The 20,181-nt window shown below is 68.4% G+C and carries 16 protein-coding genes; 7 read left to right on the top strand and 9 right to left on the bottom strand.

The genetic code is table 11. The features are described from left to right. Positions 1 to 233: 233 nt before the first annotated feature. Both HZA32_11550 and HZA32_11545 read right to left on the bottom strand, forming a co-directional pair. Complete coding sequence (locus tag HZA32_11550; protein MBI5424708.1) at positions 234 to 3,131, bottom strand: tetratricopeptide repeat protein; 2,898 nt, start codon at positions 3,129 to 3,131, stop codon at positions 234 to 236. A 41-nt stretch (positions 3,132 to 3,172) separates the two neighbouring features. Then, the gene (locus HZA32_11545; protein ID MBI5424707.1) at positions 3,173 to 3,748 is read right to left on the bottom strand and encodes a sigma-70 family RNA polymerase sigma factor; all 576 of its coding nucleotides are present in this window, start codon (positions 3,746 to 3,748) and stop codon (positions 3,173 to 3,175) included. A 107-nt stretch (positions 3,749 to 3,855) separates the two neighbouring features. On the opposite strand from HZA32_11545, the gene HZA32_11540 reads away from it, so the two are divergent. Then, the gene (locus tag HZA32_11540; protein ID MBI5424706.1) at positions 3,856 to 4,230 is read left to right on the top strand and encodes a hypothetical protein; all 375 of its coding nucleotides are present in this window, start codon (positions 3,856 to 3,858) and stop codon (positions 4,228 to 4,230) included. Positions 4,231 to 4,248: 18 nt separating this feature from the next. Here the strand turns inward: HZA32_11540 and HZA32_11535 are convergent, their stop codons facing one another. Then, a complete protein-coding gene (locus HZA32_11535) occupies positions 4,249 to 4,521 on the bottom strand; it encodes a hypothetical protein (protein MBI5424705.1) in 273 nt (90 codons plus the stop codon). 128 nt (positions 4,522 to 4,649) lie between these two features. Here HZA32_11535 and HZA32_11530 point away from each other — a divergent pair, with 128 nt between their 5' ends. After that, positions 4,650 to 6,101, top strand: a complete 1,452-nt coding sequence (locus HZA32_11530) for a hypothetical protein (GenBank protein MBI5424704.1) — start codon at positions 4,650 to 4,652, stop codon at positions 6,099 to 6,101. 47 nt (positions 6,102 to 6,148) lie between these two features. Further along, a complete protein-coding gene (locus HZA32_11525; GenBank protein ID MBI5424703.1) occupies positions 6,149 to 6,739 on the top strand; it encodes a transposase in 591 nt (196 codons plus the stop codon). 35 nt (positions 6,740 to 6,774) lie between these two features. On the opposite strand, the gene HZA32_11520 is transcribed toward HZA32_11525, so the two are convergent. Further along, positions 6,775 to 6,984, bottom strand: a complete 210-nt coding sequence (locus tag HZA32_11520) for a SlyX family protein (protein ID MBI5424702.1) — start codon at positions 6,982 to 6,984, stop codon at positions 6,775 to 6,777. 53 nt (positions 6,985 to 7,037) lie between these two features. Between HZA32_11520 and HZA32_11515 the strand changes: the two genes are divergently transcribed. Then, on the top strand, positions 7,038 to 8,294 hold the full coding sequence (locus HZA32_11515) for an alkaline phosphatase family protein (protein MBI5424701.1): 1,257 nt from the start codon (positions 7,038 to 7,040) through the stop codon (positions 8,292 to 8,294). Positions 8,295 to 8,305: 11 nt separating this feature from the next. Here HZA32_11515 and HZA32_11510 read toward each other — a convergent pair whose 3' ends face one another. Next, complete coding sequence (locus HZA32_11510) at positions 8,306 to 8,701, bottom strand: response regulator (GenBank protein ID MBI5424700.1); 396 nt, start codon at positions 8,699 to 8,701, stop codon at positions 8,306 to 8,308. 304 nt (positions 8,702 to 9,005) lie between these two features. On the opposite strand from HZA32_11510, the gene HZA32_11505 reads away from it, so the two are divergent. After that, positions 9,006 to 9,491 carry a helix-turn-helix transcriptional regulator gene (locus HZA32_11505; GenBank protein ID MBI5424699.1) on the top strand — a complete coding sequence of 162 codons (486 nt, stop codon included), beginning with the start codon at positions 9,006 to 9,008 and terminating at the stop codon, positions 9,489 to 9,491. A 9-nt stretch (positions 9,492 to 9,500) separates the two neighbouring features. Here HZA32_11505 and HZA32_11500 read toward each other — a convergent pair whose 3' ends face one another. Further along, complete coding sequence (locus HZA32_11500) at positions 9,501 to 12,869, bottom strand: CHASE domain-containing protein (GenBank protein MBI5424698.1); 3,369 nt, start codon at positions 12,867 to 12,869, stop codon at positions 9,501 to 9,503. Positions 12,870 to 12,920: 51 nt separating this feature from the next. Further along, positions 12,921 to 15,143, bottom strand: coding sequence for a thioredoxin domain-containing protein (locus HZA32_11495; GenBank protein ID MBI5424697.1), 2,223 nt, complete (start codon positions 15,141 to 15,143; stop codon positions 12,921 to 12,923). A gap of 114 nt (positions 15,144 to 15,257) precedes the next feature. Here HZA32_11495 and HZA32_11490 point away from each other — a divergent pair, with 114 nt between their 5' ends. Beyond that, positions 15,258 to 16,148, top strand: coding sequence for a DMT family transporter (locus HZA32_11490; protein MBI5424696.1), 891 nt, complete (start codon positions 15,258 to 15,260; stop codon positions 16,146 to 16,148). 135 nt (positions 16,149 to 16,283) lie between these two features. Next, the gene (locus HZA32_11485) at positions 16,284 to 18,173 is read left to right on the top strand and encodes an ABC-F family ATP-binding cassette domain-containing protein (protein ID MBI5424695.1); all 1,890 of its coding nucleotides are present in this window, start codon (positions 16,284 to 16,286) and stop codon (positions 18,171 to 18,173) included. Positions 18,174 to 18,249: 76 nt separating this feature from the next. On the opposite strand, the gene HZA32_11480 is transcribed toward HZA32_11485, so the two are convergent. Both HZA32_11480 and HZA32_11475 read right to left on the bottom strand, forming a co-directional pair. After that, positions 18,250 to 18,756 carry a hypothetical protein gene (locus tag HZA32_11480; protein ID MBI5424694.1) on the bottom strand — a complete coding sequence of 169 codons (507 nt, stop codon included), beginning with the start codon at positions 18,754 to 18,756 and terminating at the stop codon, positions 18,250 to 18,252. Between the two features lie 190 nt (positions 18,757 to 18,946). Continuing rightward, positions 18,947 to 20,179 carry an ABC transporter permease gene (locus HZA32_11475; GenBank protein MBI5424693.1) on the bottom strand — a complete coding sequence of 411 codons (1,233 nt, stop codon included), beginning with the start codon at positions 20,177 to 20,179 and terminating at the stop codon, positions 18,947 to 18,949. Between the last annotated feature and the right edge of the window lie 2 nt (positions 20,180 to 20,181).

Raw genomic sequence — 20,181 nt, 5'->3', positions numbered from 1 at the left:
GGCGCGTAGCCGCCTCACCCGCGATTACCTCGGTGTTGACCTTAAGGAGTTGGACTACGGCGGGAGGTTACCGCCGGAACCCATGCCCTCCCGTCCGGTTCCTTCCGCCTTCGACACCGTGATCTGGAGGCAGCGGCGTTGCGACGGCGGGAGACCGGACGAGGAGCATGGCTATTCCCTCGCACATGCGCAGGAAACACGCCGAACGGCTCACGCTTCTTGAAAAAATCCTCTCAACGGCCCCAACGCGCCGCCTCTTCCGTCCGGCCCGCGCCGCGATAAAACTCCGCCAGCAGACCCCGCGCCTTCGCCCGCGAGCGAGCCAGGATCGTATTTTCGGGCGTCGCACCGGCAACCCGCGCCAGCGCGGCCTCGCAGGCCAGCAGGTTCGCTTCCGCGCCCGTGTCTCCGAGTCGCAGCTGCGCCTCCGCCTGCCGCAGCCGCGCGGCGAGGGTGTCGACATGTTCCGCTCCCACCGAGCGACCGCGTTGCTCCGCGACCGACGCAAACAACGGCAGGGCTTCCGCGGCGCGCCCCTCGTCGAGCAGCCGCTGGCCGCGGTGGAAAATCAGGCTCACCGCTCGCGGGGTCGCCGGTGTCATGGTGCGATCCGCGATGCCCTTCGCCGTCGCAAACAGTTCGTCGGCCTCGGCCCAACGCCGCTGCTCCGCGCGCACGCGGGCGAGCAACATCACCGCATCGAACGTCTGCACATGTTCCGCGCCGAAGCGCTTCCGCAAACGCTCGAGCGTCGACGATGCCAGCGCAGCGGCCGGCTCCAGCTCTTCGCGGTCGAGATGGATTGCCGCCCGTTCCACCGCGGCGGCAAGCGTCACCGCGTGCTCCGCGCCCAACACGCGCGCCTCGATCGGCAACGTGCGGTCGAACAGCGCAGCCGCCTCATCCTGCCGGTCGGCGCGCACGTAGATGTTGGCCAGAATGTCCGACGCTCCGAGCGTCTGCGGATGCTCCGCGCCGAGCACCCGTTCGCGCACCGCGACCACTTTTTGGCCGAGAGCGATCGCTTCGTTCATCCGGCCGGCCTGACAGTAGATTGCAGCGAGGTTGATCATCGTCGGCAGCGTCTGCGGGTGCTCCGGGCCGAGCACGCGGTTCTTGATCGCGATCGTTTCCTCGCTCAGCGCGATCGCCTCCTTGAGCCGTCCGAGCTCCGTCAGCGCCAGCGCGAGATTCGACATCACCATCAACGTGCCAGGCGCCTCCGGACCGAGCGTGCGGCGGCTGACTTCAATGGACTCCCGCAACAGCGGCTCCGCCTCGCCGAACTTGCCTTGGCTGAGCAACACGGCCTGCAGCGCGTTGCGCACCTGCACCGTGAGCGCGTGCTCCGCGCCGAAACGCCGCTCGAGCCGGGCCAGCGTCTCCGTCGCGAGCGCCGCCGCCTCGGGGATTCGGCTTTGCAGGCGCAGCACGTGCACCAGTTGCCCCGCGACACGCAGCGCTCCCTCGCTCTCGTCGCCGCCGTCGCGACGCTGCACGGCGCGCGCCGCCACGAGTTGCTGCTCCGCCGCAGCGAACTCTCCGAGCGCGACGTAGGTCGTGGCCAGCGTCTCGCGAATCGACGACTCGACCTGCGGCTGGTCCGTGAACCGCCCTTCGAGGCGCGCCGCCGCACGGTCGAGGACGGTGCGGAGCTTCAGGTCGCGGTCGCGCTGGTTGTCGGGCGAGGCCTGCGCGAGCAAGTCCTGCCGCAAAAAGTCCGACAGCGCGCGACTCGCCGCCGCCTCGCGCGCCGCGACGCGCTCCGCGTCCTGCGCCCGCGCGCGCGCGGCGGCCTCCGCGGCGGCCCGCTGCGCTGCCAGCAGCTCGGCGCGCTGGGCCCGCACGGCCTGCGTGCGGCTGACCACGGTCGCCGCAATCAGCGCCGCGAACACCAGCACGCCGGCCGCGTAGGCGACACGGTTGCGCTGGATGGATTTCCCGAGCCGGTAGAGCTGGCTCGGCGCCGCGGCGTTTACGGGTTCATGCCGCTGGTGGCGCACGAGGTCGCTGGCCAGCGCATTCGCCGTGGCGTAACGGCGCGCGCGATCCTTCTCCAGGCAGCGCAGCACGATCCAGTCGAGATCGCCGCGCAGTTGGGCGGCGAGCCGCCCCGGCGCCACGGCGCGCGTGAGGGCGACGGTCCCGCGGTCCTCCGCGCTGAGCTTGTTCACCACGGTCGACGGCCGGCTCGGATCGTCCTCGCGGATGCGGCGGCGCAACTCCTCGACGCCGAGCTTGCCGTTCTCGTGCGGCGTGCGGCCGGTGAGCAACTCGTGCAGCACGACGCCGAGGCTGTAGATGTCGCTGCGCGTATCGAGGTCGGTGTCGCCCGCGACTTGCTCGGGGCTCATGTAGCCGGGCGTGCCGATGAATTGCGCCACTTCGGTCATCGCCCGGCTGCCGGCAGCGGTGGCTTTCGCGATGCCGAAATCGATGATCTTCGGCCGCGCCACACCATCACCGGTCGTGACGAGGATATTGGACGGCTTCAGGTCGCGATGGATGATGCCCTTCTGGTGCGCATGCTGCACCGCATGGCAGACTTCGAGGAACAACTCCAACCGCGCCGCGATCGACAGCGACTGCTCGTCGCAATAGCGCGTGAGCGGCACGCCGTCCACCAGCTCCATCGCGAAATACGGCCGTCCGCGCGCCGTCGCGCCCGCCTCGAACACCCGCGCGATACCGGGATGATCCATCATCGCCAGCGCCTGCCGCTCCGCGTCGAAACGCGCGAGCACCTCGCGCGTGTCCATGCCGGGCTTGATCACTTTCAGCGCGACCGCGCGCCGCAACGGCTGCGCCTGCTCCGCGCGATACACGACGCCCACGCCGCCTTCGCCCAATCGCGCCACCACGGCGAAAGCCCCGACTTGCTGCCCGACGAGATCCTCGGCCGCCAGCGCGTGCGACTCCGGCGCGCGACCCAAAGCCGCCGCCACCGCCTCGCCCGCCGTGTTCTCCAAAAAGCCCTGCGTCTGCGGGTGCAGGGCCAGCAGCATTTCCACGCGCTCCACGAGCGCGCGGTCGCCGCCCGCCTGCGTGCGCAAAAACTCGCTCCGCGTGCCCGGCGGCTGGCCGAGCGCGGCGATGAACAGGGCTTCCTCTCGTTCAAGGGAGGTCGACATGGGGAATCATCGTCTCAGGCGGATTTTTCCGGCCGAACGGCTCACGAATTTCCGCCCGTCGGCGCAATCGCCTGCATCTCGCGCAACAGCCACACCCGCGCGAAGGTCCACGATCGCTTCGCCGTCGCGAGCGAGACGCCCTGCGCCTCGGCGACCTGCTCCAGCGTGAGCCCGGTGAAATAGCGGAGCTTCACCAGCTCCGCCTTTTCCGGGGCCGCCTCCGCCAGCCGGTCCAGCGCCTCGCTCAGCGCCACCAGACGATCGTCGGGCATGGCGGCCGGCAAATCGAGTTCGTCGAGCGAAACGCATTCCGCGCCGGCGCCGCGGCGCGCCGCCTGCCGCTGGCGCGCGCGATCGATCAGGATGCGGCGCATCGCCTCTGCGGCCGCAGCCAGGAAATGCCGGCGGTTTTCCCACGGCGGTTGCTCGTCGCCGCCGAGCCGCAGCCACGCCTCGTGCACGAGTGCCGTGGGCTGCAGGGTCTGGCCGGCGCGTTCGCGCGCGAGTTTGGCCGCCGCGAGGCGACGCAGTTCGTCGTAGACCAGATTCATGAGCTCGTTCGCCGCCGCGGCATCGCCCGCATGCACGCGCCCGAGGATCACGGTGATTTCGCCCACGGCGGGCGAGGATGGGTCCGACCCGGTCGGGCACAAGGCGCAATTCCTCCGGTGACACACCGCCGAAAAAATCTGGCGCCCGGCCGCCGCGCGCCGATGCTGCGCGCGTGAATCCGCTCGCCCTGCTCGCGCCGCTCTTCTTCGCGTTCGAGCTCTGGCAATTGTTCGTCGGCGAACGCTACCTCGGCATCCGCCGCATCCGCGCCAACGCGGACCCGCGCGAGCTGCCGATGTCGAACGCGATGGCCATCACGTGGGCCGGCGGGCTGATCGTGTATTTCGCGTGGATGGCGACGCTGCTGCTCCACCCGGTCGGCCGCGCGCAGGGTTTCGTGCTGATCGCGACCAGTTGGATCGGCTACGGGCTGCGTGCTGTCACGAACCTCAAATGGACGCTCGTGATCCTGACCTTCGAGGGCTCGATCCGCATCGGCATGCTGCTATCGCTCGCGATCACGACCTGGCGGGCGCTGGCGCGTTGAGCGGGCGCCGCGGCAGAGCTAACCTTGCAGCCGTTTCGGCGCGGGCCCGCCGCCCGAGGCGACGAAAAACTCCTGCGCCTGCGAGAGCAGCTTCGCGTATTTGCCGTAGTCGCCCGCCCACGAATTCGGGACGCACACGCGCTTGATCACGCCGCTGCCGACCTTGTCCGGCGCGTCGCCGTCCGGCGTCAGCTCGACGGTGAACTGCGGGTTGTGCGTGTGCACCACGAAGTGGCGCCCGTCAGCGGCGTTTCCGTCCCGATCGATGCGCACGAAATGCGGGAAACTCATGGGAACGGCGCGACCATGCGCCGAACGTCGCGCGGCACAAGGGCGGATTTCACTCTGGCGCGCGGCCGGTTTAGCCTTGTGAAGCGGCGTTTCCCGAGGGAAAACGAGCCCAGCGCGCGAATCGCCCCATGAATCTCGAACCCGCTCCCCGACTCCCGAAGTGGATCTTCCTCGCGATCGATGCCGGCCTGCTGCTCATCGCGTTCGTCATCGTCTATTTTGCCAAGGACCCCTACGCGCCGCTGCCGTTCGTCAGCGCGGTCCTCTGCGCGGCGCTCGCCGCCGTGATCGGCCTCGTGCCGTTCCTCGTCGACTATGCGGCCGACACCGCGGAGGCCGTCGAGCGCGAGCGTGTGCGCGTAAACGACCAAGTCGCCCGCCTCCACGCCGCCACCGAGAGCCTCGCCCGCGCCGCCGCCCAGATCAAAGCCGTCGAAGAAGCCGTCCACAAATCCGCCCGCGACGCCGAAACGCTGCCGTATCGCATGCAGGAGAAGCTCGCGGAGTTCAACGAGTCGCTCGCCGCCAAGGAGGAAAGCGACCGCGAGGCGCTGGAAACCGAACTCGAGGAACTGCGCGCCGCCAACAGCGACCAGCTCAAAGCCACCGCTGAAAAAATCTCGAAGGCCGCCGCCGACTGGTCCGCGCTCGAAGTCGCGACGCGCAAGCAACTCACCTCCGCCGAAGCCGCGCTCGCCAAGCTGCAATCGGGTTCCGGCGAAGCCGCCACGGAATTCCAGGCGAAAGTCAGCGGCGCCTTGAAGGAACTCGACGCCAGGATCGCCGAGCTGAAGCACGCGGCCGCCAGCGTGCCGACCACGATCACTGTCGCCGCGGCCGCAGCACCGATCGCCGCCGTCGCCGCGAAACACGCGTTCGACGAAACGCCCGCGCCCGCTCCGGAGCCCGAGCCCGCACCGACACCCGCGCCGCTCGCGCCTCCCGCCGAGCCGGTCGCCGCCGTCGAGGCGGCACCGACGCCGGAAGCAGTCGCACCCGCACCCGAATCTCCCGCCGCGGAAACTTCCGCGACGTCGGTCGAACCGCCCAAGCCGAAAAAGCCTCGCGCGCCGCGCAAGCCGAAGCCCGAGGAAACGCCGTCCGCCCTGTCGCTCGAGCCCGAGCCCGCGCCCGCGCCCACACCGGAACCGGCCGCCAGCGAGAAACCCGCTGAGCCCGTGGCCGCTCCGGTCGAGTCTTTGCCGACGCCCGTTGAACCGGAAGCTGCTCCGGTGCTCGCTCCGGCCCCCGCGCCGGAGAGCGACGAGCCCGCCAGCGAACCCGTCGCCAGCGCGGCGGAAGTCGAGTCATCGACGTCGTCCGACGGTGCCACGCGCCTCCTCGCGACGGCCTACATCGGCATCGGCAACAAGCTCTTCATCCGCGGCGATGGCCCCGGCCTCTCGTGGGATCACGGCGTGCCGATGCAATTCGTCTCCATCGGCAAATGGGGTTGGTCGACGCACGACGCCGCCGGCCCGATCCGCTGCAAGCTCTATAAGAACGACGAGACCGCCGCGCTCACCGGTGAAATCGTCCTCGAAGCCGGCCGCCACACCGAAGTCACGGCGCTGTTCTGATCAGTAGGGCCGGTCTCCGACCGGCCGCTCGAAACTGGCGCCTGCCCATGCAGCGCACGATCCGCTTCACCCGTCGCCACCTGCCGCACTGGGAAGTGGAGGCGGCGGAGTATTTCGTGACCGTGCGGTGCGCCGACAGTCTACCCGTCGGAGCGATCGAACGCATCGCCGAGTTGCAGCGTCACGTCGCACGCATCCCACCGCGCTCGGCCGAATTTTCCGCTCTGCAACGCCAGCTGTTTCGCACGTTGGAAAAGTATTTGGATGCCGGACACGGCGCATGTCCGCTTCGGGACGCCGCGTGCGCGAGCATTTTGAAAGAGGAGCTCGCGGCTCTGGCCGACTGGGACATTGCGGTCAGCCACTTCACCCTCATGCCCAACCACTGGCACGCGCTGATCTCACCGGGCGAAAACGCCCGGCACTCGCTTTCGCAAATCATGAAACGACGGAAAGGCCGCAGTGCCCGCCGCATCCGCCAAACCATCGGCGGCCGCGGCCCAGTTTGGCAGCGCGAGTGGTTCGACCGTTGGCTGCGAAATCCGCAGGAACGTGCGCGGGTCGTCGACTACATCCGCAGCAACCCGGTGCGCGCCGGTTTGGTCGACGATTGGCCGTCCCATCCTTGGACCAAGTGACCAAGGCCGGTCGAAGACCGGCTCTACTTCGCTCCTCAGTAATGCGGCGGCCGCTCGTCCGCCGCCTCGGCCTCACCCACCGGCGAGCTGCCGCCGGCGCCCTGCGCGCGGAGCGCGGCGATATCCGCCTTCAAGCGCGCGAACTCCTCGGCGAGTTCCAGCATCGCCTTGTCCTGCTCCGCCACGTGGCGCTGCAAGTGGACGTAGCGCTCCTCAAGGCGAGTGAGTCTCTCGGCTTCGTTCATCGCCCGCAGAATGCGCATTGCGCCGCCGCACGCCAATCCCAGAGTCTCGACGGATGCGATTCGCTTCGCTCTCGCTGTTTCTCGTCGTGCTGCTCGGCACGACCTCGTGCCAACAATCGCCCGCGAAGACCGCGGCGACCCGGCCGCCGGGCGAACTGCTGATCCTCCTCTCGATCGACGGCTTCCGCTGGGACTACCTTGATCGCTACGACGCGCCGACACTGCGCCAGCTCGCCCGCGACGGCGTGCACGCCCGGCGCATGACGCCGTCGTTCCCGTCGAAGACTTTTCCCAACCACTACACGCTCGTCACCGGCTTGCGCCCGGAGAAACACGGTATCGTCTCGAATTGGTTTTGGGACCCGGCGTTCGCCGAGACCTTCGGCATGAGCAAGCCCGACAGCAACGCGCAGTCGCGCTGGTGGGATGAGGGCGAGCCGATCTGGATCACAGCCGAGAAACAGGGCGTGCGCAGCGTCTGCTATTTCTGGCCCGGCTCCGAAACCGACGTCCAGGGCGTGCGCCCGTCGCGCTTCCAGAAGTTCAACGGCAAACAAAAGTCGGACGCGCGCGTCGACGGCCTCCTCGCGTGGCTCGACGTGCCCGCCGAGCAGCGCCCGAAGTTCGCCACGCTGTATTTCGACCTGGTCGACCACGCCGGCCACAACTTCGGGCCCGAGTCCGCCGAGTGCGCCGCCGCCGTGCACGAAGCCGACGCCGCCGTCGCGCGTCTGCTTGCCGGCCTCGCCGCGCGCGGGCTGCGCGAGCAAACGAACCTCGTCATCGTCGCCGACCACGGCATGTCCGCCTGCGGGCCGGATCGTATCATCTTCCTCGAAGACCTGATGGATGTCTCCAAGGTCCGCGTCGAGTCCACCGGCCCCAACGGCGGCGTGCGTCCGCTCCCGGGCACCGTTTCCGCCGCCGAACTCGCCGCAAGCATCCGGGCGAAAGCCCCGCCCCAACTCGAAGTTTACCTCCGCGAGGAAATGCCTGCGCGCCTGCACTACCGCAACAATCCGCGCATCCCCGACGTCGTGCTGCTCGCCGCGCCGCATTGGAACATCGAGAGCAAGGTCGGCTGGCCCGCGCGCCGCGTCACCTACGTCAAGGGCACGCACGGCTGGGACCCGGCGCTGCCGGACATGGGCGCACTCTTGCTGGCCAACGGGCCCGCGTTCCGCCGCGGCCACGAATTCGCCGACGTCGAGAACATCCACCTCTACAACCTGCTCTGCGCCGTCCTCGGCATCCGCCCCGCCCCCAATGAGGGCGACGACCGGCTCGTCCGCGAGGCGCTCGCGCGCTGAGTCCGCGCGGCTCAGTCGCCCAGCATCAGGGCGGCGGCGGTCAGAAGCTCGGCGCTCGCGAACGGCTTCGGCACCAGCACGGCGCTGCCCACACCCGCGATGCTCAACCGCCGCGCCGCATCGGGCCGCCCGGTGACGAACACCACGGGCAAATCCGGCCGCGCCGCGAGCGCCCGCAGCCGCCGCGCGAGTTCGATCCCATTCCCATCCGGCAAGTCGATGTCGAGCACCGCCAGTTCCCAGGCCGCAGCGCCGGCCCGCACCTCGGCGGCGGCGCAATCCGGCGCGGAGCCCACGATGCAACCCGCGCATTCGAAAAATGCGCAAACCAAGGCGCGCAGCGCCGGGTCGTCGTCGACCACCAGCACCGACGCGCCTGCGAGCAAGGAAGGACTCGCCGCGATCATCGGCCTCCTCCTGCCGCGGTCCCCGCCGCCCAGCGCATCAACCGCTCCCGCACCGCGCGCGTCGCGGCGCGCGCTTCGCCGCTCTGCACTTTTTCCAGGGTCCGGCACACGCGGATAAATGTCCGCAGCAGGCGCCGGGCGTGGCCGTTTCGTCCTCGCGCCCGCGCCCCCGTCCGGCCCTGGCGGTGGTGTGTCGGCATACCGATGCGCCCACGTTTTGTGGGCAAACACGTCTTGTCAACACCTGATCCACACCCGCCGTGTGCGTTGACAATTCGGAGGCACGGCGGCATCCACGCCTCGGATGCACTACACGCTGTTTTTCCGCCAGCTCCGGGAACAGAAGGGCATGACGCACGAGACGCTCGCCCGGCTGGCCCGTTGCCACCGGAACACGGTCGTGAACGTCGAAGCCGGCCGGCCAGTGCGATTCGAAACCTTGGCCCGGCTCGCGACCAAGATGGGTTACGCCTCCGATTCCACGGAGATGGCCAGCCTGGCGCTGCTGTGGCTCGAGGCGGTCAGCGGACTCGATCTCGCGGAGCCGTCCGCCCTCGGCCAAACCCGCCAGAAAATCGCCACCTACAGCCGCTCCACCGGCCGGGCCGCCGCCAAGCTCGAGGAAACGGTGCGGCGCGCCGGACTGCACGAAACCGACATCCGCTTGCTGACGCGCGTGGCGGGCAGCCCCGAGCTGCTCGGCATTCTCCGCTCGATTTGCGATCTCCTGCCCGCGTCCGCCGACGAGGATGAGGACGCACCGCAGCTGCGCGTCGCCGAGGACAAGTAACCCCCTCGCTCAGGTTTCGAATTCGTCGAGCGCGCTCAACACTTCGGCCGCCTGCTCTTCCAACCGGCGCAGCAACGGCCCGATGGTCGACCAGTCCTCCCGGCGCGCCGCTGCCTCGAGTTCCAAAGCCGTGCCTCGCATCGCAAATGCTCCCAAATGCGCGCAACTGCCCGCGAGCTTGTGCGCGAGCTGCTCGATCAGCCCGCATCGCCTCGCGCCGGCGGCTTCCGCGAGCGCGCGCAGCTGCGTCGGCGCGGACTCCCGGAAAATTTCGATCAGTTCGTCCAACAAGCGCTCCCGCACGCGGCCGGGGATCTCGCGTAATTGCGCGATCTGCGTCGCATCGATCGGCGCCACGGACGCGGGCCGGGCCGGAGACTCGACCGCCTCACCGCTGGCCGGGATGAGCCCGCACGCCTCGAGCGCCTGGCGCAGCGCGGCCGCACGAAGAGGCTTCGCGAGATAGTAGTCCATGCCGGCCGCCAGACAGCGTTCGCGATCGCCGGGCATCGCGTAGGCGGTGAGAGCAATGATCGGCAGCCGCTCGCAGCCGGGCACCTTCCCCGCCCGCAAGTCCCGCGCCACCGTGTAGCCGTCCACCCGCGGCATCTGGCAATCCAACAGCAGGACGTCGAAACGTTCGCTCGCGAGCAGCCGCAACGCCACGGCCCCGTCCTCGGCGATCGTCGCGACGTGCCCGAGTTGCTGCAGCAATGCCTCCGCCACGGCTTGGTTCGCCGGATTATCCTCGGCCACCAGCACGCGCAGGCTGGCGACCGGTTGAGCCGCCGGCACCTGCCGCGGCTTCGCTGGCGCCCCGCGCCCGACCTCGAACGGCAGTTCAAACCAGAACGTCGCGCCCTGCCCCGCCTCGCTGATCAAACCGATGTCGCCGCCCATCAACTGCACGAGCTGACGCGAGATCGCGAGCCCGAGCCCGGTGCCACCGTGGCGGCGCGTGTTCGATCCATCCGCCTGCGTGAAGGCCTGGAACAATCGTCCTTGCTGCGCCGGCGCGATGCCCGGACCCGTGTCCTGCACCTCGCATCGCACGCGCATTTCCGCGTCGCCCCGCGCTGCGGTGGCGAGCCGCACGTCCACCGCGCCCGCATCGGTGAACTTCACCGCGTTGCTCAGCAAATTCGTCAGCACCTGCCGCACGCGCACGGGATCCCCGCGCACCTCGCGCGGCACGTCCGGCGCGATCGTCGCCGACACCTTCAAGTGCTTGCTCGCCCCGCGCGGCGCGAGCAACGCCACCGTCGCTTCAACCAACTCATGCAGGTCGAACTCGCGGACTTCCACCTGCATCCGCCCCGCCTCCATTTTCGAGAAGTCGAGCACGTCGTTCACGATCGTCAGAAGACTCTCCGCGCTCTTCTGCATCACATCGGCCATCTGCCGCTGTTCGCCATTGAGCGGCGTCTCCAGCAGGAGATCGGACATTCCGATGACGCCGTTCATCGGCGTGCGGATCTCGTGGCTCATGTTGGCGAGGAACTCCGACTTCAGGCGCGACGCCTCGAGCGCCTGATCGCGCGCCGCCTTCAGCTCCTCCTGCAGCCGCTGGCGGGCCGTGACATCGCTGAAACTCACCACCACGCGCTCCACCTGTCCGGCGGCGTCGTGCACGGGCTCGGCGTTGATCGAAATCCAGCGTCGCGCGCCATTCGGCATATCCAAGCCCGCCAGCACATCGCGCTCCGGGCGCCCATGTCGCAGCACTCGCATCGCCGGATGCTCTTCGCCCGGCAGCGGCGTGCCGTCGGGGCGGACGAGCGGCCAGCGTTCATCCAGCGCACTGCGGCCGAGAATCTGGTCGCTGGCGACGCCGAGGATTCGCTCCGCCGCGGGATTGAAGGAAACAACCCGGCCGTCGCGCCGATGCACCACGAGTCCGTCGGCCATCGTGCGGTAGATCGTGCTCAACTGCTGTTCGCTCTCGCGCAGCGCCAGCTCCGCCGCCTTGCGCGGGGAGATGTCGGTGTGCGTGCCGATCATGCGCTGCGGCGTGCCGTCGGGGCGGCGCGCCACCACCATCGAGCGGTCCAGGATCCACACGTAGCTGCCGTCGCCGCGCTTAACCCGATACTCGTGTTCGAAGACCGGCAACTCGCCGGCATTGTGCCGGGCGAGACGATCGAGCACATCGGGCAGGTCCGCCGGATGCACCCGCGGGTGCCAGTCGGTCAACGTCAGGTCGCTCACGTTCTCGTAGCCGAACAGCCGCTTCCAAATCGGCGAAAAATAGATCGCCTCGCGATCCGCATCCCAGTCCCACAAACCCTGCGCGCTGCTCTCGAGCGCGAAGCGCCAGCGGCGCTCGCTCTCCTGCAACTGCTGCGTGCGCTCGGTCACCAGCTGCTCCGCGCGCTCCTGGTTGTCCCGCAGCATCGCCGCCCATCCCGCGAGCACGAGCGTGGCAAAAGCCGTGCTGCCCGCCGCCCAGAGCAGCGGCGAGACCGACGAGGAGATGAACGCCGGCCCGCGCACCCAACCGACCGTGAACTTCCGGCCGGCCAGCTCCAGCGGACGCACGCGCGCGAATTCCGGCGGCAATCCGCCGGGGACCGAAGCGAACAGCAGTTGCTGCGGGTCCGCCTTGTCGCCGGCGAAGAAATACAGCCGCGCCTTCTCCGCCCGCTCGCCGAGCGCGGTCATCAGAAACTCCTCGAGCACGAACGGCGTGTAGACCCACGCCCGCAACGCCGCCGCGCGCGCCTCCGGCGTCGCCACCGGCGCCCCGGACGAAAACACGGGCAGGAAAAGCAGGAAGGCCGGGCGCCCGCGCTCGTCCTGCACGAGATGCAGCGGGGTCGTCAGAGCCGGTTCGCCGGTGCTCCGGGCCAGCTCAACGGCCGCGCGCCGCACCGGCTCCGTCGCGATGTCGAGGCCCAGCGCCGGCTCGTTGCCGCTCTCCGGGTGGATGTGCGCGATGACGTAGTGCTCCCCACCACCGACCGCGGCACCGTCGATGCCGCGCACTCGGTAATCCCGCAGACCCTGCGCACGCATCCGCGCGACGAAGGCCGGCAACTCCACGTCCCGCACCGGGAAAACCACGCCGAGGCCGCGCGTGCCGGGATACCGCGAGTCGAGATCGATCTCGTGAGCAAAGTGATTCCACGAATCGCGCGTGACCTCGCTACTCGCCGCGATGAATCCGCCCCCGGCGCGCAGCGCGTCGATGTGCGCCCGCACGCGCACGCGGATGGAGGTTTCGATGTTGGAGGTCAGCTGCGCAAAGTCCGCCGCATCGCGCCGCGTCCGCTCGCCCACCGCCCACACGCCGATCCACACGCTGAGCGCGCCGCCGGCCAGCAGCACCAGCCATGGCAGCCGGCGGAGCCACGAAACGGGCAATTTCGGGAAAGGCATCAAGCAAACCGACGATGCAACGGCACCGGGAGCCGAACAAGCCAAAGCTCGTCAGCCGCCCAGCGTCGCTCGCAATTCTTCCGCCGTCGACGCCGGCGCGCGGCACGCAAACTCCTCGCACACGAACGCCGTCGCCCGACCGCCCGCCGCCGACATTTCCGCGACGTAAGGCCGCCGCTCCGCCAGCCAGCGCTGGCCCGCACTTCCGTCCGCATGCAGCAGCGCGCGCCGCGGTCCGAGTTGCTCGTGCAACACCGCCGCGAGCGCTCGGAAATCTTCCGCCGCCGCATCGCCCGCGAGCACCACCGTGCGCGGCGGTTCGAGCGCGAGTTCCACGGCGCACAGCATCTGCGGCAACGCGTGCGGGTGACTCGTCCACTGCGTGCGCATCGACTCGATCGTAGCGCGCGCCCGATCCCTCGCGCCCGGCCCGCCGAGCATCCAGTCGAGCCGCACGAGATTCATCGCCGCGACCGACCCCGGAGCCGGCTCGGCGCCGTCGTAATCCTCCTTCATGCGCACGATCACGCTCGCGTCGTCCGCACGGGAGTTGAAATACCCGCCGCGAGCCGCATCGAGGAACAATTCGTCCATGCGCGCCTGCAGGCGCTCGGCCCATTGCAGCCAGCGCACGTCGAAGCCGGCTTCATAGAGATCGAGCAGTCCCTGCACGAGGAACGCGTAATCCTCCGCGAACGCCGGGATGTTGCTGCGCGTCTCGCGCCAGCTGCGGTAAAGCGTGCCCGTCGCGTCGTCCCACAACTCTGCGCGCAGGAACTCCGCCGCGCGCGTCGCCGCGTTGAGGTAGGGCGAGTCGTCCCGACGAGCCGTGCTCTCTAGCACCTGATGCCCTTTGGCGAGGGCGGAGATCATCAGGCCGTTCCACGCCGTGATCACCTTGTCATCGAGGTGCGGACGCGGACGCTGCGCGCGGACCGAGCGCAGTTTCTCGAGGCAGCGCACGAGTTTCTCCGCCGCGGCTGCCAGATCCATTTTCAAGTCCGCCGCCGTCTGCGCGAGCGGACGCTGCTGCATGAGCACGTTCCTGCCGGTGAACTCGCCGTGCGGATCGTGCGCGGGATCGACATTGCCACCGGCCTTCACGCCAAAGTGCGCGGAGAAAAACCCCGCGTCCTCGCCGAGCGCCGCGTCGATCTCGTCCTTCGTCCAGACGTAGAACGCGCCTTCGGCATGCGCGTGCTTCAAGGGCAGGGCGAGTCCTCCGGACGAGCCGTTGCCCGTTGCGCCAGCCGGCACCTCGCTGTCCGCGTCCTCCGCCGAATAAAATCCGCCGCGCGGACTCGTCAGGTCGCGCTGCACATAGTCGAAGATCCCGCGCGCCACCCACGCGTAGACCTCGACGCCCGTAGCCTGTCGCGCCTCGAGCAGGTTCAGCGCGATCTGCGCTTGGTCGTAGAGCATCTTCTCGAAGTGCGGCACGTGCCACTTCTCGTCGACCGAGTAGCGATGGAAGCCGCCGCCGACGTGGTCGTGGATGCCGCCCTCGGCCATGCGCTGGAGCGTGAACGCCGCCATCTTCACCGCCTCGGCGCCGGCTTCGGACTTCACGCCCTGCAACGCGGCGACGCGGAAGAGAAAACTCAACGACGCCGCGCGCGGGAACTTCGGCGCGCCGCCAAAGCCGCCCCACACCGCATCGTGGCCCTCGTAGAAATACTGGAAGCACTTGTCGAACGCCGCGCCTGCCGCCTCGTGCAACGGTGCGGGCGCAGCCGCTTCGCCTTCTTGGATTTCGCGCGCCGGCCCCTCGCTCGCGTAGCGGCGCAGCGCCTGCACGATCTCCTCGGCGCCGGTCTCGATTTTCGCGCGCTCGTTTTGCCAGTGCTGCGCGATGGCGTTGAGCAGCGTCACGAAGCCCGGCCGGCCGTGCCGGTCCTCGGGCGGGAAATACGTGCCGCCGTAGAACGGTTTCGCGTCGGGCGTGAGCCACACGCTCATCGGCCAGCCGCCGTGCCCGGTCGTCTGCTGCACGTAGGTCATGTAGAGCCGGTCGAGGTCGGGCCGCTCCTCGCGATCGAGTTTGATCGAGACGAAGCCGCGGTTGAGCACCTCGGCGACCGCCGCGCTCTCGAACGACTCGTGCGCCATCACGTGGCACCAGTGGCAGGTCGAGTAGCCGATGCTCAGGAAAATCGGCTTCTGCTCCGCGCGCGCCTTGGCGAAGGCCTCCTCGCCCCACGGAAACCAGTCGACCGGATTGTCCGCGTGTTGGCGCAAATAGGGCGACTTCTCCGTGGCGAGGTGGTTGGGCATCGGGGCAAGCAATCTCGCCCGACGCCGAAAGCAACCGCGCGCTTTCACCGTCGCCGCACCGCCAATTCGCACTCGTCCGCCGGGACGGCGCGCGGCAACTTCGCGGCTTCCGCCGTGCTCTACGCGTTCGTCACCACGTTCCTCTTCGCCGCCTCCTCCGTGCTGGCGCACAAGAGCCAGAACACCGTCGGCCCGGCGCGCGCCAACCTCGGCCGGCTCACCGTCGGCCTCGTGTGCCTCGGCGCGTGGGCATATCTGTTCGGCCAGGGACACGGCGGACCGGCCTTCACGACCTTCCTGCTCAGCGGCCTCGCCGGCATGGGACTCGGCGACCTGGCGTTTTTCGCCGCGCTGCCGCGCCTCGGCTCGCGCCTGACGACCACGATGAACCAATGCCTCAGCGTGCCGGTCGCGATCGGCATCGAGTGGCTCTGGCTCGGCACGACGCTCAGCGGCGGACAACTGCTCTGCATCGCGGTGATCATCGCCGGCATCGTCGTCGCGCTCGTCCCGACGCGCACCTCGCCGCCCAAAGTCCGCGTGCGTCCGCTCGGCGTGGTGCTCGGGTTGATCGCCGCCACCGGCCAGGGCCTGGGCGCTGTGCTGAGCCGACGCGGCTTCGAAATGACCGCCGCGGCCGGCGCGCACCTCGACGGTTTGACCGCCGCCTACCAGCGCGTGCTCGGCGGCATCGCGATCACCGCCGCGTGGTTCGCCGTCCGCGCGTGGCTCGATCGCGATCGCGAAGCGCGGCCCGCGCCGCCGCTCCGCGCGCACGGCTGGATCCTCATCCACGCGCTGGCCGGGCCGGTTTTCGGCATGGCGACGTTCCAGCTCGCGCTCGCCTCGACGCCGAGCGGCCTCGTGCTGCCGATCACGGCCTGCGCGCCGCTCGCGGTGATCCCCCTCGCCTACTGGATCGAGGGCGAGCGCCCATCGCGGCGCTCGCTGGTCGGCGGCGCCATCGCTGTGGCCGGCGCCGTGGCGTTGACGCTGGCGCGCTGACGTTCAACAGCGCGTTTCTTCCGGAAGTGGTTCTCCGCGAAGAGTCACCTAATAGGTTACTCGTCCGGCCCGGGGTCGCTGAAAAACCCACGATTGACGGCGGCGAGTGCGGTCGGCTCACTCGGCGGCTTTTCCATGCTGACCCTTGCCGACGTCGCCAAGTCCTACGGCACCCGTGAACTGTTTTCCGAGGTGTCGCTCTTCGTCGCGCGCACCGATCGCTACGGCCTCGTCGGCCCGAACGGCGCGGGCAAGTCCACGCTCTTCAATCTGATCCTCGGCGAGGAGCAGCCCGACGAGGGCATCATCGAGTGGGAGCGCGGCGCGGACTTCGGCTTCCTCCCGCAGGAAAGCGCGCCCGTCGGCGACGAGACCGTCCTCGCCATCGCCACCAGCGGCAAGAAACTCGTCCCGGAGAACGACGACGATTACGACATCGACTGGACGCTCGAGCCGCGCGCGAAGAAAATTTTGGCCGGCCTCGGCTTCCGCGAGGAAGATCACGACAAACCCGCCAAATCGTTCTCCGGCGGCTGGGTCATGCGCGCGCACCTCGCCCGGCTGCTCGTCAGCGAGCCGGCGCTGCTCCTGCTCGACGAGCCGACGAACCACCTCGATCTCGAAGCGCTGCTCTGGTTCCAGGACTACCTGACGCGCTATCCGGGCGGCCTGCTCATCATTTCGCACGACCGCGAATTTCTGAACACGCTCTGCAACGGCATCCTCGAGCTCAAGGGCGGCACGCTCAACAAATACACCGGCAACTACGACGACTACCTCAACGAAAAGGACGCCCGTCGCGAGCAACAAGCCGCTCTCTTCAAGAACCAGCAACGCGAGATCGCCCACCTCCAGAAATTCGTCGACCGTTTCGGCGCCAAGGCCTCGATGGCTTCGCGCGCCAAGTCGAAGGAGAAGCAGATCGAGCGCCTCAAGGAAGTCGCCGTCGAGGAGCCATGGGAGGACCTCAAGAAGATCAATTTCCGCTTCCCGCAGCCGCCGCGCTCCGGCCTGAAGGTCATCACGCTGAAAAACGTCCAGCAGGCCTACGGCGACCACGTCGTCTACCGCGACCTCAACTTCGAGGCCGAGCGCGGCCAGCGCATCGTGCTCGTCGGCCCCAACGGCGCCGGCAAATCCACGCTGCTGAAAATCCTCGCCAACGTCATCCCCATCCAGGCCGGCACCCGCGAGCTCGGCTCCAATGTCGTCGCCGGCTACTTTGCCCAGAACCGCGGCGACAATCTCAACACCGAGCTCTCCGTCCTCGAAAACGTGATGGAGCTCCGCACCGCCGAGAACCAGCTCACCGAGCAGCAAGCCCGCGCCGTGCTCGGCGGCTTCCTGTTCCGCAAGGACGACGTGTTCAAGCCGGTCGAGGTGCTCTCCGGCGGTGAAAAATCCCGCCTCGCCCTCGCCCGCCTGCTCATCAATCCACCGAACCTGCTGCTGATGGACGAGCCCACGACGCACCTCGACATCCCGTCGATCGACGCGCTCGTGAACGCTCTCAAGGCCTACGAAGGCACGCTGCTCTTCATCAGCCACGACGTGTATTTCATCCGCCAGCTCGCGCTGAACGTCCTGCACGTCCACAGCGGCCGCCTCACACCCTACGCCGGCAACTACGACTACTACCTCGACAAGTCGAAGGCCACCAGCGCCCGCGCCGCGCTCACCGCCGGCTTCACCGACGCCCGCCCGAAGCAGCAGACGGCCAAATCTGTAGCCGGGGTCGCCGACCCCGGCCCGGGCTCAACGAGCCCGGCCACAAAGAAACCAAATCCCGGCGAGTTGAAGAAACTCCGCACCGAAGTCGGCAAACTCGAGCAGCGCGTCAGCGAACTCGAGACGAAGCAAAACGAGCTCACCGCCGAACTCGAAAAGCCCGAGACCTACACGCAGGCCGGCCGCGCCCAGCACTTGAACCGCGAGCTCAGCACGACGGTCGACCTGCTCCACGCCGCCACCGCCGAGTGGGAGGCCGCGGCCACGAAGCTCGGCGAGTTGGAAAAACTCGCCTGACCCAAACGTGAAGAGCCCGGGCCATCCCTAGCCCGGGCTCCTCGGTTGTCCGCACAGACCGGTGCAGCGCGCACACCTACGCGCTGCGACGATTGGAACCAAAAATGCCGGAGAAAGGCACCTCGTTGAGCCCGAGGCGCAGCCCGAACGGCGCGACGCTGGCGGGTTTCTTCACGGGCGCGGGCGGCGGCGCGAACGCCCTCGCCTTCAACTCCCGCTCCTGCACCTCCAGCCAAGCCTCGCGCTTCTTCAGCGCCTCGGCGTATTGCGCGAGAGCGGTGCGTTCCTCGCGGAGCGCGATGCGATCGTCGGCGAGCGAGCGGCGCTCCGCCTCGAGCAGGGCGCGCTGGCGGGAAAGTTTCTCACGCTCGGCGTCGATTTCGCGCGAGCCGCCGGTGAAAGGGGCGATCGTGGTGCCGGTCGGCGGCGGCGCGCCGCGCAGGCGGGATTCGTAGCTGCGGAGGTTCTGCTCCTGCTGGCGCAGAGCTTCCATGTCGGAGAAAATCTGCTGCCGCATCTTGTCGAGCTGTGCGATTTCGTAGCGCAGGTGTTCGGTGGCGTTCGCGTTGTCGGGTGTGTTCATGGGCGTTGTCGGTGACTGACGACCGCACCCTACCGAAGTTGTGGCGGTCCGCCTAGGGGCGGAGCCGGTTTTGACGGCGCGTTTACGGCGCCACGCCGGTTTTCACACATCGTTGCCCAACAAAAAGGCCGCCGATCCCGGTCGGCGGCCCCGCGTCCGCGTGGAGGACGCGCACACACTATGAACAAAATCAGGCGCGGAACATCACGTCCTCGCGATTGAACATCTTCACGCAGGCCACCAGCGCGACGACGGCGTAGAGGCACGACGAACCGAAGATGAGCGCGATGTAGTTCCAGTTCCAGGTGCCGGAGAGCATCTCCTTGCACACGAGCGAGAGATTCAGGATCGGGATCAGCGCGGTCTTCGCGCTGAGTTCCATGCCCGGCAACATGCCGAAGACGGCGGGAATGATCGCGAGGAGGATCATGGGGCCGGCGTAGCTCTGCGCCTCCTTGTAGCTCTTGGCGAAGAGCGAGACGGTGAGCAGCAACGCGGCGAAGAGGATCGCGACCGGGGCGACCATCGCGAACACGCCGATGAAGCCCGCGGGATCGAACGACGGCATCACGCTGACCTCCTGGGCCTTGTTGGAGGCGGCCGCGGCCATGCCTGAGCCGCCGAGGAACACTTTGCCACCGAGCGTCGCGGTGACAGCCATCGATGTCATCGAGAACACGATCGTCGCGACCGAGGCCGTGAGCACGGTGAGGAATTTGCCGAAGACGATGTTGATGCGCGCGGTCGGGCTGCACATGAGGGTTTCCATGGTGCCGCGCTCCTTCTCGCCCGCGGTGAGGTCCATCGCGGGATACATCGCGCCCGAGAAACAGAGGATGATGATCAGATACGGGATGATGCCACCGATAGTGGCACCGCCGACCTTCTCGGGTGGAGCGACGTTCTTGCGCGCCAGTTCGAACGGCTTGGTGAATTCCGGCGGCAGGCCGCGCTCCTTCAGGCGCTGGTCGAGGATGCTCGTGCGGTATTTCTGGAGAAACGACTCCACCTCGCGGGCGCCGATGCCGGACTTGATTTCGCCGTCGTAGAACAACACGCCGACCTTCGGCGTCTCGCCGCGCGCGATGGCGGCGTCGAAATCCTTGGGCAGCTCCAGCGCGACGCGGATTTTTTTGTCCGCGATGCGCTGCTTCACGTCGGGCGATTCGGCCATGACGCGGAACTTCGTGTCGGCCTTGAGGGCTTTGACGAGTTCGGGCGCGCCGGCGGCATTCACGACCATGACGCTCGTGCCTTCATCCTTCGCCTGCCGGATGATCTTGGTCATCACCGTGCCGAAGCCGAACATGATGAGCGGCATTACGACGGTCGGGATGACGATGGTGGAAATGATCGTGCGCCGATCGCGCAGCTGATCCTTCAGTTCCTTTTTGTAGACGACGAAAATGGCTTTCCAGTTCATGG

This window comes from Opitutia bacterium (genome assembly GCA_016217545.1).
In the GTDB taxonomy this organism is placed as follows: domain Bacteria; phylum Verrucomicrobiota; class Verrucomicrobiia; order Opitutales; family Opitutaceae; genus Didemnitutus.
Note: the sequence above shows the minus strand (reverse complement) of the source record. Positions and strands in the feature narration are given on the sequence as shown.

Excerpts from the sequence above, each read along its gene's own strand:
- HZA32_11535 (MBI5424705.1), bottom strand. The coding sequence starts at position 4,521 with ATGAGTTTCCCGCATTTCGTGCGCATCGATCGGGACGGAAACGCCGCT.
- HZA32_11550 (MBI5424708.1), bottom strand. The coding sequence starts at position 3,131 with ATGTCGACCTCCCTTGAACGAGAGGAAGCCCTGTTCATCGCCGCGCTC.
- HZA32_11520 (MBI5424702.1), bottom strand. The coding sequence starts at position 6,984 with ATGAACGAAGCCGAGAGACTCACTCGCCTTGAGGAGCGCTACGTCCAC.
- HZA32_11485 (MBI5424695.1), top strand. The coding sequence starts at position 16,284 with ATGCTGACCCTTGCCGACGTCGCCAAGTCCTACGGCACCCGTGAACTG.
- HZA32_11480 (MBI5424694.1), bottom strand. The coding sequence starts at position 18,756 with ATGAACACACCCGACAACGCGAACGCCACCGAACACCTGCGCTACGAA.
- HZA32_11500 (MBI5424698.1), bottom strand. The coding sequence starts at position 12,869 with ATGCCTTTCCCGAAATTGCCCGTTTCGTGGCTCCGCCGGCTGCCATGG.
- HZA32_11530 (MBI5424704.1), top strand. The coding sequence starts at position 4,650 with ATGAATCTCGAACCCGCTCCCCGACTCCCGAAGTGGATCTTCCTCGCG.
- HZA32_11525 (MBI5424703.1), top strand. The coding sequence starts at position 6,149 with ATGCAGCGCACGATCCGCTTCACCCGTCGCCACCTGCCGCACTGGGAA.
- HZA32_11505 (MBI5424699.1), top strand. The coding sequence starts at position 9,006 with ATGCACTACACGCTGTTTTTCCGCCAGCTCCGGGAACAGAAGGGCATG.
- HZA32_11515 (MBI5424701.1), top strand. The coding sequence starts at position 7,038 with ATGCGATTCGCTTCGCTCTCGCTGTTTCTCGTCGTGCTGCTCGGCACG.
- HZA32_11510 (MBI5424700.1), bottom strand. The coding sequence starts at position 8,701 with ATGATCGCGGCGAGTCCTTCCTTGCTCGCAGGCGCGTCGGTGCTGGTG.
- HZA32_11495 (MBI5424697.1), bottom strand. The coding sequence starts at position 15,143 with ATGCCCAACCACCTCGCCACGGAGAAGTCGCCCTATTTGCGCCAACAC.
- HZA32_11475 (MBI5424693.1), bottom strand. The coding sequence starts at position 20,179 with ATGAACTGGAAAGCCATTTTCGTCGTCTACAAAAAGGAACTGAAGGAT.